General features: G+C 54.5%; 14 protein-coding genes. 4 read left to right on the top strand and 10 right to left on the bottom strand.

Translation table 11 applies throughout. From position 1 onward, the window contains the following. Nucleotides 1-100 (bottom strand): transposase (locus IQ273_RS35935; RefSeq protein ID WP_194021068.1); only part of this gene is annotated, 100 nt, incomplete at its 3' end. 218 nt (nt 101-318) lie between these two features. Between IQ273_RS35935 and IQ273_RS22265 the strand changes: the two genes are divergently transcribed. Together IQ273_RS22265 and IQ273_RS22260 are read left to right on the top strand one after the other, a co-directional pair. Next, nucleotides 319-528 carry a helix-turn-helix transcriptional regulator gene (locus tag IQ273_RS22265; RefSeq protein WP_194025358.1) on the top strand — a complete coding sequence of 70 codons (210 nt, stop codon included), beginning with the start codon at nt 319-321 and terminating at the stop codon, nt 526-528. Nucleotides 529-776: 248 nt separating this feature from the next. After that, nucleotides 777-950 carry a hypothetical protein gene (locus tag IQ273_RS22260; RefSeq protein ID WP_194025357.1) on the top strand — a complete coding sequence of 58 codons (174 nt, stop codon included), beginning with the start codon at nt 777-779 and terminating at the stop codon, nt 948-950. Nucleotides 951-1,244: 294 nt separating this feature from the next. Here IQ273_RS22260 and IQ273_RS22255 read toward each other — a convergent pair whose 3' ends face one another. The 7 genes from IQ273_RS22255 to IQ273_RS22225 form a co-directional block, all read right to left on the bottom strand. Continuing rightward, complete coding sequence (locus tag IQ273_RS22255; RefSeq protein WP_194025356.1) at nt 1,245-2,675, bottom strand: Nramp family divalent metal transporter; 1,431 nt, start codon at nt 2,673-2,675, stop codon at nt 1,245-1,247. Between the two features lie 229 nt (nt 2,676-2,904). Then, the gene (locus tag IQ273_RS22250; protein ID WP_313898198.1) at nt 2,905-3,609 is read right to left on the bottom strand and encodes a hypothetical protein; all 705 of its coding nucleotides are present in this window, start codon (nt 3,607-3,609) and stop codon (nt 2,905-2,907) included. A 600-nt stretch (nt 3,610-4,209) separates the two neighbouring features. Next, complete coding sequence (locus tag IQ273_RS22245) at nt 4,210-5,568, bottom strand: DUF2254 domain-containing protein (protein WP_194025354.1); 1,359 nt, start codon at nt 5,566-5,568, stop codon at nt 4,210-4,212. A gap of 57 nt (nt 5,569-5,625) precedes the next feature. Beyond that, nucleotides 5,626-6,618 carry a mechanosensitive ion channel family protein gene (locus IQ273_RS22240; RefSeq protein WP_194025353.1) on the bottom strand — a complete coding sequence of 331 codons (993 nt, stop codon included), beginning with the start codon at nt 6,616-6,618 and terminating at the stop codon, nt 5,626-5,628. A gap of 85 nt (nt 6,619-6,703) precedes the next feature. After that, complete coding sequence (locus IQ273_RS22235) at nt 6,704-7,987, bottom strand: DUF389 domain-containing protein (protein WP_194025352.1); 1,284 nt, start codon at nt 7,985-7,987, stop codon at nt 6,704-6,706. 450 nt (nt 7,988-8,437) lie between these two features. Next, nucleotides 8,438-8,962 (bottom strand): HPP family protein, encoded by a 525-nt coding sequence (locus IQ273_RS22230; protein ID WP_194025351.1) that lies wholly within the window; start codon nt 8,960-8,962, stop codon nt 8,438-8,440. Nucleotides 8,963-9,010: 48 nt separating this feature from the next. Continuing rightward, nucleotides 9,011-10,000, bottom strand: coding sequence for a GntR family transcriptional regulator (locus IQ273_RS22225; RefSeq protein ID WP_194025350.1), 990 nt, complete (start codon nt 9,998-10,000; stop codon nt 9,011-9,013). Between the two features lie 283 nt (nt 10,001-10,283). Between IQ273_RS22225 and IQ273_RS22220 the strand changes: the two genes are divergently transcribed. Next, entirely contained in the window at nt 10,284-11,036 is a 753-nt protein-coding gene (locus IQ273_RS22220; protein ID WP_194025349.1) for a dienelactone hydrolase family protein, read from the top strand. Between the two features lie 52 nt (nt 11,037-11,088). Here the strand turns inward: IQ273_RS22220 and IQ273_RS35930 are convergent, their stop codons facing one another. Continuing rightward, nucleotides 11,089-11,229, bottom strand: coding sequence for a type II toxin-antitoxin system RelE/ParE family toxin (locus tag IQ273_RS35930; RefSeq protein WP_397198434.1), 141 nt, complete (start codon nt 11,227-11,229; stop codon nt 11,089-11,091). Between the two features lie 122 nt (nt 11,230-11,351). Then, entirely contained in the window at nt 11,352-11,579 is a 228-nt protein-coding gene (locus IQ273_RS22210; protein ID WP_194025348.1) for a hypothetical protein, read from the bottom strand. Between the two features lie 342 nt (nt 11,580-11,921). On the opposite strand from IQ273_RS22210, the gene IQ273_RS22205 reads away from it, so the two are divergent. Continuing rightward, nucleotides 11,922-12,960, top strand: a 1,039-nt coding sequence (locus IQ273_RS22205; RefSeq protein ID WP_228053588.1) for an AAA family ATPase, incomplete at its 3' end; no start/stop codon positions are given.

The following is a 12,960-nucleotide window of genomic DNA, read 5'->3' as shown; positions in this document are numbered from 1 at the left end:
AGCCGCACTTCGGACACCGGATAACGCCGTCGGGCCAGCGCAACGTCCGAACGCTGTCGTAGCACTTGGCCTCTTCCAAAAGGTGTGTCAGGGTTAGCATGAGATCGCAGAGCAGGTGCACTTTAGTGTTCAGCCTAGCGAATACATCATCTGCTTGCAGGTCACCTCCCTGAAACACCTATTGAGCCTATGGTTTTAGCTCCATAGAAGGGGTTAGCCACCGCTCCTGCCGACCAAAGCTGATGCGGTGGCGTACAAATATATTATTCTCATTTTTTAGGCATAGTTGCAATATGGGAATGCTGGCAATATTAGGGGATGGGCGCAAAGAACCTTATCAAAACCCTGATTGACCAGCGGGGAATCACCCGGTACCGCTTTTGGCAGGATACCGGGCTCAGTCGTGCAACTGCCTATCGGTTGTGTGACGACCCTAGCTACATCCCTACTGGAGACGTCATTGAAAAAGTTTGTCGAGCCTACGGGTGGCAGCCAGGGGAATTCATTATCTATGAGCCTGATAGCTAAGGTGGCAGCTTTTATCCGCTTTCAGGAAGGGAGTGATTTTTGGGTGTAAAGTGGGTGTAAGAATTGATTTCAGGGCTTGAAATGACCTTATATCAAGAAACGTTGGCTGATTTGTAATCAGCCGGTCGCAAGTTCGAGTCTTGTCACCAGCTTATCCAAAAAAGCCCTGAAATCAATAGGTTTCAGGGCTTTTTTGTCGTTAGTAAATCGGTAGAGTCTAATTACCTATGTTCTAAAGCCATCACATTGTGTATAGCCCTCGCGAACAAACGGTGGTAAAAAACGTCCTAACCCTGGTGGCGACGGCTGGTAATACCCCTGTCAAGAACCTATCGGAAGAACTGGCAGAGATTGAAATCATTGACCTAATGCATCCCCTCTGTGGCGACTATTTGCGCCGCTTTCCGTCTCACCATCCCTAGAGCTATGGGTATGCATCGGTACTCTAAGTAGGCGGGTGGGATTAAATATAAATGCTAGGGTAGTATGAGCGCTTCTAAATCTTAGCTCCATTACGCATCATGCTGGTCGAGGACGAAGACCGCACCTTAAGCGACCTGCGGGAATCTCAAAGTGTTCCTTTTATACTTAATTGCGCCTAGTACTTGACGGCTGAAACATGCCCACCATTTCGGCTCGCTCGGCTCCCTAGCTCCCCTGCTCCCTCGCGATTGGCAATAGTCGTCACACTTATGCCTCTGTCTACTAGTTGTTTACTAAGCACCGCTGCTGCTAATGACGCCGACGAGTTGGAGCAGATAAATCATGGCAAAGGCCCCAAAAAAGACGCCTGCTAGCACCGTTGCCCAAAAGGTAAATGCAGAAGCCTTGAGGCCTTGAGGCAGCATACGGTGATTGAGATAGAGGGTGAGCCCTGTCACGATGGGAATGTGGGCGGCTTCAATGCCTCCCGCTGTTTTTAGCAGGGCGACGGGTTCGCCAAACCGCAGGTAAACGGCAATGGGCAGACCGGCCAGCAGCGTAGCGATGTAGAACTTGCGGAGAAATATTTCGTTGGTCCACCGACCGCTGCCGCCAAAACCCTGCACCAAAATTTGGGTGCCGTCGGCAAACATGCGGCCAAAGCCATCCTGCACCGACATGGCAGTGCTGCAAAAGGTGACAAAGACAATTGCCACCATAAACCAAAAGCCAAACGGTCCCCACAGGTCGCCCAAGAGACTGCCTAAGGTTTCGGCAACCTGATTCTCTTGGGGCACTAGCCCCTGGGGCTGCAATAGCTCGGCTCCTAAAATTAAAAAGGCTAGCGCGGCCAGCAAAGCCCCAATCACAGCCAGCGTATTTGAAAATGTCATCAGCTTGAGCCAGCTGTGCAGCCGCTGCTGCTGCTCGTCATCGACCTGGGCAAAGTCTACCGGCGTTTCTCGCCGTGCTGTCGCAGCGCCGTAGCCCCTGGCCCCTACCCAGTAAGAGTACCACATCAGCCCAGCAGCTCCAGCCAGCATGAACCCTAGCCAGGGCAAGACTTCTTGGTATTCCACCCCGCTGGGAATCTGCGGCACTAGTCCGCTGCTGAGGTTGCCCAGGTTGGGGAAGACAAAAATAGCGGCAGCGACAACGGCCAGCGTGCGGCCAATACCAATATAGGAGGACACGGTTTCGACGCCGTCGTACTGCCCTAAAAATACAATGGCAGCTGTAACCAGAATAATAATCACCGTCCACAGCTGAACGGTACCGCCGGTTCCTAAAATTAGGGCTGTGGCCGCCGCGCCAGCCATGCCCGCCACTGTGGAGATAGCCACCACAAATTGGGGCACTAAAATTAGCCAAATAGCCCAATTTTTGGGGCCGGGCAACCGTTTGAAGCCTTCTAAAATGGTTATGCCTGTGCAAACGGTAAAGCGCCCAATTTCGCGGTTGATAAACCATTTGAGCACGACTGCTGCCACCAATGCCCACAGCAAAGCGTAGCCGTAGAGAGCGGCAATCCGGGGGGTAAAGAGTAGCTCTCCTGAGCCTGCTGCTGACAGCATCCAGATAAAACTGGGGCCGAGCCATTTGAGCCAGTCTTTGCCCTCCGGCGGTTGAGGTATGTTTTGGGACTGGTCAGCGCTGGTTTGGCTGGCGCTGGTTTGGTTAGTGTTGGTTTGGTCGGGCGATCGCGATGGTTGAGAACCACTCATAGTAGTTAAATGTTGCTTGTGAGGAACCGGTGACGGCAGGGCCGAAAAAATGCGACGGCCTCAGACTGGGTGACAGCAAAAGACCATCGCATTTTGCTCAAATGCTGCGGGCTAGCAAGTGGGCCAATTCAAATGTAGGATGGGTTGGCCATAGCGAAACTCATGCGGGCGTTGGGTTTCGGGCCTCGACCCATCCTACATCGTCTTATATTTGATTGCGCCTTCTGACTTAATAGTCTTCGGGAATAGCCGAGGGGTAGATGCCAGTCGCAACTAGAACTGGTCGGTTACTGTATTCAGCTTCGAGCTGCTCCTGAAACTCTAGATCCCAGCCCAGGTCGTAGTCGCGCTCAAAATCGGCGACCACAAAGGCACGCAGTACTCCGGTGACCGCAACCGTCTCATCATCAGTAACCGCGGGTAGAGGCTGCTGCACTCCATCTCTGGGTGAGGCATAGACAACCAGCAAGTCTTCTGCCCCAAATAACTGCTCTTCATCTAGCGTGAAGGCAGAGCCACTCCGAATATCTTCCACTTCGCCAGTAACGGCCAGCGTTTCGCCGTAGTATTGCTCAGGATTGCTGGTAATTTCGCCCGGTTCGGGAGCTAGCGCAATGGACTGAGCAATAATGGCAGGCTGCTCTTCGTAATCTACATAAAGATCGGGATCTAGGGTTAGACCAAACTCTTCTTCGACATCTGCAATCACGAAGTTACGCACTTCCCCAGTGACCTGCACGTCAACGTCATCGTCTTCTGGTAGGAGTAAGGGTTCACCCGACGCATTGATTACCAGAATGGGTTCGGTGCCAAAGAACTGCTCATCACTGACGGTGAAGGAGCTGTCACCCACAACTTCCACCGGTTCACTCCTGATGGTAACAACTTGGCCAATGTAGTTTTCAGTGTTGTCAGCAACATCTTCAGTTTGCACATTGGTCGCACCAGAAGGTGTCTGGGTTACAGGTGTATCTTGGGCACAGGCACCCATCAAACCGGCAATTAAACCGATCGCAAGGGTACTCTGGAAAAGTCTTTTTTGTTTTTGGTTGTTAGTTGATTTAGCCATAGTAGTTGTAAGCTCCAAATTCTTCAGTACGACTATCTTGAGAAAGCTATCGATTAAAGCATTTTGTTCACGCCCAAGGAAATAGGGAGTTTCCTAGTCGAAGCAATATCTAAGGGATAGCCGAGTTATCTTGTTGGGGATTTCTGTTCATAATCGTTTTAATTGATTTCGGGGCTATAGTTATCTATAAAATGGCACTAAATTAAGTCTGTCTATTGGTAGAAACTAAACCTGTGTCGGCAGGGTTTTCTCCTCCCATTGGTTTAGGCCATTGGTACTCGACGGCTGAAATAGGCCCACTATTCCGAATTGCTTGGCTCCCTAGCCCCCCTGCTCCCTAGCCCCCGGAGAATAGGATCTAAACTTGCGCCGCAGAGTATTAGTTTCTTGCAGTAGCAGTCCTGATTTTTAGAAGCAACCAGCTGTTGGTTCTCTAAAGGTGCTCGTTTTGAGTTGGGGTATTGGTTAGAGCATCGGTTTGACGGGTGGCTGAGGCTGCTGTAGTGCCGCTAGGGCTGTGCGGTAGTGCTTTTCTACAGTTTCTAGATCGTGTTCGTGATGGAGCTGCTGCTGACTGCTCTGCCAGATGGCTTCAAGGTGCTGTTGCAGGATGTAGCGCTGCTTAGAATGGCGGGTAAACGGGGCAATGGCGGCGATCGCGCCCAGCAGCCGACCCACCACTACGCTATCGGCACTGCCGTACTGCCGAATTTGGGTAAACGCGGTATCGGCCAGGGTTTCAAATTTAACTGGGGCGGCAATTACTCGCAGGGTATGCGACTGGTCGTAGCGGTAGGGCGACGGAAGCTCACGACCGGCCAGTCGGGCCAAGCCATCGGCCAGGCGATCGATACAGCGAATGGCCGTAAAGGGGTCGTTGACGGCGGGAGACAGCGCTCGCAAGGCGATTTCGACCAGTTGCTCGATCGGAAACGCCACGTTCTGCTGCTTAGTGAGTTCGCGGCCCATCACAAAAGCTTGATTGATCCGCTTCTCAATGTGATGGGTAATGCGATCAGCTGGATAGGCCATCACTAGCGGGCTGTCTGCCATCACGAAAGCGCCTGGAAAAGCCTGAACCCGCAGCACAAGGTTTTCATCGCAGGCCACCTCCATCAGGGTTTCGTCTTCAATCGCTTGCAGGTACCCTGTTTCCTTAGATCGCACGGGGCGGGCGGCGGCTTCAAAATCGGTTGGGATATCCTTTGCACCCTCGCCCTGCTGGTCGAGATCATGGCCCAGGGTTTCTGGAAACAGGTTATTGGTAACTTGTTCTAGGTCGTGGCTGACATCGACAATCACGTGGGATGCCTGAATGATGGTGGAGGCGTGGTGAATAAAGTAAATCAGCACCGCAATGCTGATCACGGCCATCAAAACCCCCACCGTCACCGAGAGGTGGGGCACAAAGAGTTGATAATCTTCTCCCCGAATGGTGCGCAGCACCAGCAAGCAATAGATAAAGGTGGCAATAAAGGTACCGAGCACGATCTGATTGCCCTGGTCCTGCATAAAGTTGCGCAGCAGCCGCGGCCCAAAATGGGATGAGGCCAGCTGCAAAGCCACGATGGTAATCGAAAATGCGGTGACAGCCACAGTGACCATTGACCCTGCGATCACCGATAGCACGGCCCGTGCCCCCTCGGCACCCCCCTGGTAAATCCAGCTAAAGGCGCTGGCATTACTAATATCTAATGAACTTGAGCGATCGATGGCCAGCAGGGTAAACGCCAATGCGATCGCCCCAACTGCCATGAGCGAGGGCAAAAACCAGTAGCTCGATCGCAGGTTATCCCAAAATTTGCTGAGCTTGATATGTTTCATTGGCGGGCTGCGATCGAGAGAAATTTGACTGCGACTGAAACCTGGTTTACCAAGCCATCAGGACTCGCTAGCCGATCGCCCGTTGCCGTCTGAGCGTATCTCAGCCAGTTGGCGCAGCGATCCCCCAATGCTGCGCGGTTTAGGATCTTCTCCCTGGCTGGCGGGCCAGCCCTCCCGCTGACGGGTGCGATCGCCGTCGGTTTCCTCGGTCTGGTCGTGGAACAAAATTTGCTGGGTGGGGAAAGGCATATCAATGCCGCTGGCCGTTAGCTTGTTTTTGATATTGACCAGCACCTGATCTTGCATGTCTAGCACCTCAGCGCGGCGGGGCGGCTGCACCCACCAGCGGGCACGCAGGTTAACTGTGCTATCGGCCAAATCGACTACAATCACATCGGCGGCAGGGTGGGCCAACACACCGTCTGTATCATGAATGGCTTCGAGAATCAGGTCTTTAGCGGTTTCAATATCGTCGCCGTAGCCGATGCCGATACCGTACTCCAAACGGCGGTTTTCAAAGGCGGTGTTAACCAAAACCGAGTTGGTAAACAGCTCCGAATTGGGAATCACAATCCGGCGACCGTCGTAGGTTCTAATGGTGGTAGCACGAGTTTCAATATGCTCAACGGTGCCTTCAAAGTCTTTGAAAATAATTTGATCGTCAATTTGAAACGGCTCAGTCAATAAAATTAAGATGCCAGCCAAGAAATTTTGTAGAATATCCCGAAAGGCAAAGCCGATCGCAACCCCGCTGATGCCCAGGAGTTGAATTAAATCTCCGGCCTCTAGAGATGGAATAATAATTGAGAGGGCAACAAAAAGACCAATTAGAATGGTGGTACCCTGGGCCAAGCGGCCCAAAACTAGACCTACGTTTCGAGTTCGCCGCCGCCGCTGAGTTAGTCGTCTAACCGTCGTCCGAATACCTTTGGCCGCCAAAAAGAAGATTAAGAATACGACAATGGCTAACACAACGTTGGGCAATAACGCCAGAAACCCATTGACCATCGCCTGCATTTTTCCCAAAATGGGAGAATAGTCGAAATTCATAGATTTAGAGAATAATACCTCTGTCAACTTACAGAAAATTGACGAGTTTGGCCTCTATCTCCAGTGGGTTCATGGCTCTAGCGGGTCAATTGCTGGAGGTAGGGGCTTCTAAAACGTTGATGCTGACCAACGGCGTAACATCAAACCCCTGGTCGAGCAAGCGAGATTGAATCGCCTGGGTCAACTCAGTCTGAATCGCTGCGTCGGAAGCGTTTGCATCGGGCTGGCGTTGCACATAGACCTCCGACAGCAGAGTGTTTTGGCCCGGAATGTTGGATCGGGTAAACCGCACCGTCGACTCCACTAGCTCGACCTGGGGAAACTGTTGAATGACGGTTTGCACTTCGGCATTGGCCCGCTGGGCGCGACTGGAGCGCTGTAAACTGGGCGGGTTGGTCAACTGCCAGGTCAGCAGGGCACCGATCGCGATCGCGCTTACCCCCAACGCCACCGGAAACACCCCTCGCTTGCCCCGCTGGTAGCGCGCCCCTTTAGTCGATAGCCCAAAGGCGCGGAAAAAGATCGCCGCCGATAAGTTGATGCCGCTGAGCTGTAGCAGCAGCAAAAACACCCCGTTGACGACCATATCCCAACGGCCAATGGCGATGGACATGCCGATAATGCCCGCTGGGGGAGCCAGCGAGGCCGCCACCAGCATGCCGGTTGCCGTTCCCGAAACCAGGCTGCTGCGCTCGGACTGCACCAGATTAATGGCCCCCGCCGCCCCCGCCGCCACGGGCAGCAGCACGGCCACTGCTGAAATTTGGCTGTTGTCGAGCATCAGCGGTGTGGCAATCTGCTGCTGAAACACCAGGCTGAGCAAGGCTGCCACCGCAATGGTGACCAGCAGAGCGGTGAAGTAACGCAGTACGCTGCGACCAATCAGGTGGCGATCGCCTCGGGCGGAGGCGATCGCCGTATTCATAGCTGGCCCGGCAAAGGGGGCAATTAGCATCGCCGCCACCAGCAGGTAGTTGGTATTTGTAAACAGCCCAATCCAGACGACAACACCGGCGAGCGCGGCATAGCTCAAAAAACCCTTCCACGAGCCGACACTCTGCAGCCCGGCCAAAAAAATCTCGATGGGGCTGCGTTCTTCCACCTGAGTGACCTGCTCCGCCGCCTGATCAGCGGGGGGGTGCAGCGCCATTACCCCCTGTGGCAACAGGGTGATGTTGAGCTTAGGCAGATCTTGAAGCGCCCCCAGCAGCGACTCTACCCGCTGATTAGAGACATGCACCAGCACCATATCCTGAGGATCATCGCCCATGGTTTGCCACTGGGCCAGGTTAGTGCCCTGACAGGCTTGGGCCTTTTGCAGCACGGTTTTGCCGCAGCCGCTGGGCACTTGAATCAACAATTGGCGCATGACAAATCTAGAGGTAGAAATCGTTCCATCACGCTCTTCATCCTGAAGATAGTCGGCTAATCTGGCATCGTCTAAAGGGCTAGCTTGAAGGACATATATTCGCGTGTTCAGCTCTGGGGCACTGACGGCTCGGTTTGACGATCATAGATCTTGGTCAATGGAACTGCCGTTAGGCCATGAACCAGAATAGACAGGCAAACCACCGTGCTCCCAACGGTCCAGGGTTGGTGGAGCCCAGTTTCCTTTAGTGCCAAAAACGCACAGAAAATAGCAGCGGCCCCAGCGGTCCAAACCAGCCCAGAAAAGGATGTTTTTAAATCGAATACGCTTAGGAACGTGCGTTTCAAAAAGTGCTGGCAGCGTTGATCACTGTAGGGGCATTCGCGCAGCAATGCACCAATAGAAAAGATGGCAATTGGTACGTTATTTTCTTGCGAATCCCTTAGCCACTTATTGGAGCTGGCGACTGTGGCGGGCCAGCACCCATAGCGACAGCTTTTCGAGCATGACCAGCGTGGCGGTTATGCCCACCGCTAGCCCAAACAAAATCAGGTTGCTCTCGTTGCCACTTCGTAGCGCAAAGCTCAGCGACGTGGCAACCGCAGGCGGGTGAACCACATCGAGCACAATCATCAGCACGATGGTAATCACCATTGCCAGACCGCCCGACAGGTAGCTAGACCCCACCGTTGTATAGGTAACAAAGCCCAGGCCCGCCGCCATCAGCTGCGAGATCAGCAGCGTGCGTACTGAGTTGGTGCCGTGCTGCGGGTCGAGGTAGATCAAAAAGGCGCTAGAGGCCAGCGAGGCAAACAGCAGGCGCTGCTGGCTGAGCGCTTCTACCAGGGCCAAAACCGCCAAAATCACTATCGTTGGCGGGATCGCCAGAGAAAATTCTCCCCTCAGATTCAGCCGTTGGCGCAGAGCGCGATTGGCCCCCTTAATCGGCTTTAGGCTTTCGCGGTCTTGGCTCATGAATCATTCCAGACGGATGGCGGCTACATCTGACCCTGCGGCGATCGCTTAATCATCTAACCCCAGCTCGCGCTTGAGCAGGTTGATCGACTTTTCGCCGATGTAGTTGTCGCAAACCACCAGCTTGGGCGGGCGAATCAGGTCTTCGCGGGCTTCGGCGATCGCCTCTTTGACGGCAGGCAGGCTGGCCTCGTCAAACACCACAATGGTCTGGGCGCTGTGAATGACGGCGTCGAGCTTGTAGGTGTCGTCGGTTTGGGCCGACATCAGCAAAATTTCGTCGCCCCGCAGGCTGTAGCTAATTACCTCCGCCGCCCGCAAAATGCCGGTGCTGACGCTGACCATGCCCAAACAGGTGCCCTTGGGTAAATCCTTCAGCAGGCCCAGCTCTTTTTTGTAGTCGTAAATATCGACCGGAATTACCCGCACCGACTTGGGCGCGGCGATCGCCTCGGCCTCGCTAATAAAGTAGCGGCTGGTCACTACTGTACCCGAGCGGGTCTGAGCCAAAATCGTGTCGAGTTCTTCCAGTGGCACCAGCTGCACCGGAATGTGCAGCGCATTCTCTAGCTCGCGCACCATTAGCTGCCCGGCCCCAATGTCTTGAGCGGGGGCCGTCACCAGTACCCGAGCGCTACAGCGCAAGCGCCAGTCAATTTCAGCCAAGAATAATTCTCGCGCCTGGTTGAGCGAGCAGCCCTGGCGCAGCAGCTCGTCGAGGCCGGTTTCGACCACGTCGCGGGCCTGGGGAAACTCGGCCCACAGCATGGTTTGTGGCCGGGCGCTGTCGGTGCTGTTTTGCTCGCGCACGTAGATGCCGGAGCCGGGCATGGCTTCGACTACTCCGGCATCTTCGAGTTGGCGGTAGACCTTGCTGATGGTGTTGCGGTGCAGGCCCGTCTGCATGGCCAGCTGACGGGTGCTGGGCAGCCGATAACCGGGCGGATACTGCCGCGATGCGATCGCAAACCAAATCTGGTCGTAAAGCTGGGTCGACGCCGGAATCTCGCTGTCGGGCTGAATGTGAAACTGCACCACCAAACTACCTCCCGGCTGTCGCTAGACAACACAATTTCAACAATCTCAGTCTATATACACCGGCCATACTGCTAATTTAGGACGAATTTTAGAAAAGTCGCTGGTTTCTGGCCGACCGCTGCGGCTGCCGCAATGATTTTTGACAATTTCCTGACAATGAGTATTGTGACAATTGTAGATCCCCCCATCGAGGTTGAGGGCTGACAACCGGGCGATCGCCCCTGCCCGGCACTAAAACCTGGCGTTAAAAAAGTATAACGTGACAACTATGGGCAGCCCTGCCATGACATCTCTAGTCCGTACCGAAACCATTACCATCCCCAGCGGCGACACCGAAATTTTGGCCTACCTGGCGGCACCCTCGCGCCCCGGCCGGTTTGGAGCCGTGGTAGTGGTCCAAGAAGTGTTTGGCGTCAACAGCCACATTCGCGAAGTGGCCGAGCGCATTGCTGGGGCGGGCTACGTGGCGATCGCGCCCCACATCTACCATCGTCAGGCTCCCGGCTTTGAGGTGGGCTACAGCGAGGAGGACTTAGCCCTGGGCCGTCAGTACAAGCAGGGCACCAAGGCTGAGGAACTGCTAGCCGATGTGCGAGGGGCGATCGCCTACCTCTACGGCCAAGATAACGTGATCCCCAATGGAGTCGGCTGCATTGGCTTTTGCTTTGGTGGCCACGTTGCTTACCTGGCCGCCACCCTGGCAGAGGTGAAGGCCACAGCTTCATTTTATGGAGCAGGCATTGCCACCATGACTCCGGGCGGCGGCGAGCCTACCCTCAGCCGCACACCTGAGATCACCGGCACCCTCTACGGCTTCTTTGGCGAAAACGATGCGCTAATTCCAGCCCAGGAGGTCAACCAGATCGAAGCGGCGCTGAGCGAGCACGGCGTGCCCCACAAAATTGTTTGCTACCCCGGTGCTGGTCATGGCTTTTTCTGCGATCAGCGCTCTAGCTACAACCCCGAAGCCGCCCGCGACGCCTGGGAGCAGGTGCTGGAACTGTTTAAGACTGCGCTGCCTGCTGCTATGCCTTAATCTACGAAATCCTGTCGCTACTCAATACGTGGTCTGAGTTCGCTGGCAATACCTATTTTTCGTAACTATTGCCTCTGTAAGCGATGTCGTAAATAAAAATCTCATCGGCGTCCGTTCTGATTTGAAAGATAACGCGAACTTTGCCGACGCGAATTCTGGAAAACTGCTCTAGACCTCCCTTGAGCTTTTTGATATCTAGTTCTTCGGGAGGGTTGAATTTTGGGGGTTTCGAGGCAAGTTTTGAGAATCCCTATTTTTACCAAAACAGAACCGCGAAGCTTTGGCTCTAGCTGTTTTAGAAACCGATCTGCTGACTCACTGAGTTTGACTTTCATCGTCAAACCAGCCGGTTACATCAATAAAATCCTTATCCTCGTAGTCGCTGGGGGAGAAACTCGCTTCAATATCGGCCTGTTCTTCGTCATCAACGTAGGGAGTTAACAGTTCAAAAAACTTAAACCACTCTTCGCGCATAACTTCCCGAACGCTCTCTTTGATTAGCGCTTTAAGGGCCTGGGCGTCGAGGGTGATAGTTGGTTCCATGAGCCTTACTCTAAGTTACCGATGCGCTGGATGAGGCTGGGATGCCGTCTTTTGTTTATTATCGCACCGAGGCTGGCGGCATTTGGTTCCTGAGCAGTGTTTTCATCCAGACGATTTTGGGCAAAACGCTTAACGGTTCTCAAGGGGACGCTCAGGCTAGCTACGATATAGGTTTATACGCTTACCCATAGCGATCGCTTATACCTCTCTTCAGCCTTTTGAAGCATTGCCTGAGCCCCACTGCGAGATAATGTAAAAGCCGATACTTTTTTCGGTCAGGTGCAGCGATCGCTAGCCCTCGACCTGGCGGCTATCTCCCCGTTCCATCGCCTTCACTAACCCATGGCCTACTATCTCTCCCCCCGGTTTCTTGAAAAGATGGCGGTGCATATCACCAAAAACTACCTGAAGCTGCCGCAGGTCAAAATTCCGCTGCTCCTGGGGGTCCACGGTCGCAAGGGGGAGGGCAAAACCTTTCAGTGCGAGCTGGTGTACGAGCGCATGGGCATCGAAGTCGTCCACATTTCTGGCGGTGAGTTAGAGAGCCCCGATGCGGGTGACCCGGCCCGCCTAATTCGCCTGCGCTACCGCGAGGCCGCCGAACTGGTGCGGGTACGGGGCAAAATGGCGGTGCTGATGATCAATGACATCGACGCTGGGGCGGGCCGTTTCGACGCGCTCACCCAGTACACCGTCAACACTCAGCTGGTCAACAACACGCTGATGAACATTGCCGACAACCCTACCAATGTTCAGCTGCCCGGCAGCTACGACGAAAACGAGATTCAGCGGGTGCCGATTATTATGACCGGCAACGACCTCTCGACCCTCTACGCGCCGCTGATTCGCGACGGCCGCATGGACAAGTTTTACTGGCAGCCCGATCGCGACGATCGCATTGGCATTGTGGGCGGCATTTTTGAGCCCGACGGTCTCTCCTCCCAAGACATTACCCTGCTGGTGGATACCTTCCCCACCCAGGCGATCGACTTCTTTGGGGCCGTGCGTGCCCAGATCTACAACGAGCAGATCCGCGACTTTATTTATTCGGTTGGGCTAGAAAACGTCTCCCGCAGCGTGGTCAACACCACCACCCCGCCCACCTTCCGCAAGCCCGACTTTAGCATCTCGCATTTGATTGAGGTGGGCGATCGCCTGGTGCGCGAGCAGCGCCGCGTCAACGACATGCGCCTCGCCAACGAATACAACCGCGTCTTGCAGGGGCCTATGCCGCCGGGTGCATCCTCAGCGCCCTCATCGGATAGCTTTTACCGCACCTACAACCCTAACGACAACCCTTCCGCAGCCGGGGATGCTAACGGGGGCGATGCCGCCAGGTCACCTGGCAACGGCAACGGCGACACCCCCCAGTGCCCCATGC

The sequence above is a fragment of the Nodosilinea sp. LEGE 07298 genome, from assembly GCF_015207265.1.
Classification (GTDB): domain Bacteria; phylum Cyanobacteriota; class Cyanobacteriia; order Phormidesmidales; family Phormidesmidaceae; genus Nodosilinea.
Note: the sequence above shows the minus strand (reverse complement) of the source record. Positions and strands in the feature narration are given on the sequence as shown.

What these genes read in the sequence shown, in the direction of transcription:
- IQ273_RS22220 (WP_194025349.1), top strand. Translation starts at nt 10,284, where the DNA reads ATGACATCTCTAGTCCGTACCGAAACCATTACCATCCCCAGCGGCGAC.
- IQ273_RS22230 (WP_194025351.1), bottom strand. Translation starts at nt 8,962, where the DNA reads ATGAGCCAAGACCGCGAAAGCCTAAAGCCGATTAAGGGGGCCAATCGC.
- IQ273_RS22245 (WP_194025354.1), bottom strand. Translation starts at nt 5,568, where the DNA reads ATGAAACATATCAAGCTCAGCAAATTTTGGGATAACCTGCGATCGAGC.
- IQ273_RS22235 (WP_194025352.1), bottom strand. Translation starts at nt 7,987, where the DNA reads ATGCGCCAATTGTTGATTCAAGTGCCCAGCGGCTGCGGCAAAACCGTG.
- IQ273_RS22265 (WP_194025358.1), top strand. Translation starts at nt 319, where the DNA reads ATGGGCGCAAAGAACCTTATCAAAACCCTGATTGACCAGCGGGGAATC.
- IQ273_RS22240 (WP_194025353.1), bottom strand. Translation starts at nt 6,618, where the DNA reads ATGAATTTCGACTATTCTCCCATTTTGGGAAAAATGCAGGCGATGGTC.
- IQ273_RS22255 (WP_194025356.1), bottom strand. Translation starts at nt 2,675, where the DNA reads ATGAGTGGTTCTCAACCATCGCGATCGCCCGACCAAACCAACACTAAC.
- IQ273_RS22210 (WP_194025348.1), bottom strand. Translation starts at nt 11,579, where the DNA reads ATGGAACCAACTATCACCCTCGACGCCCAGGCCCTTAAAGCGCTAATC.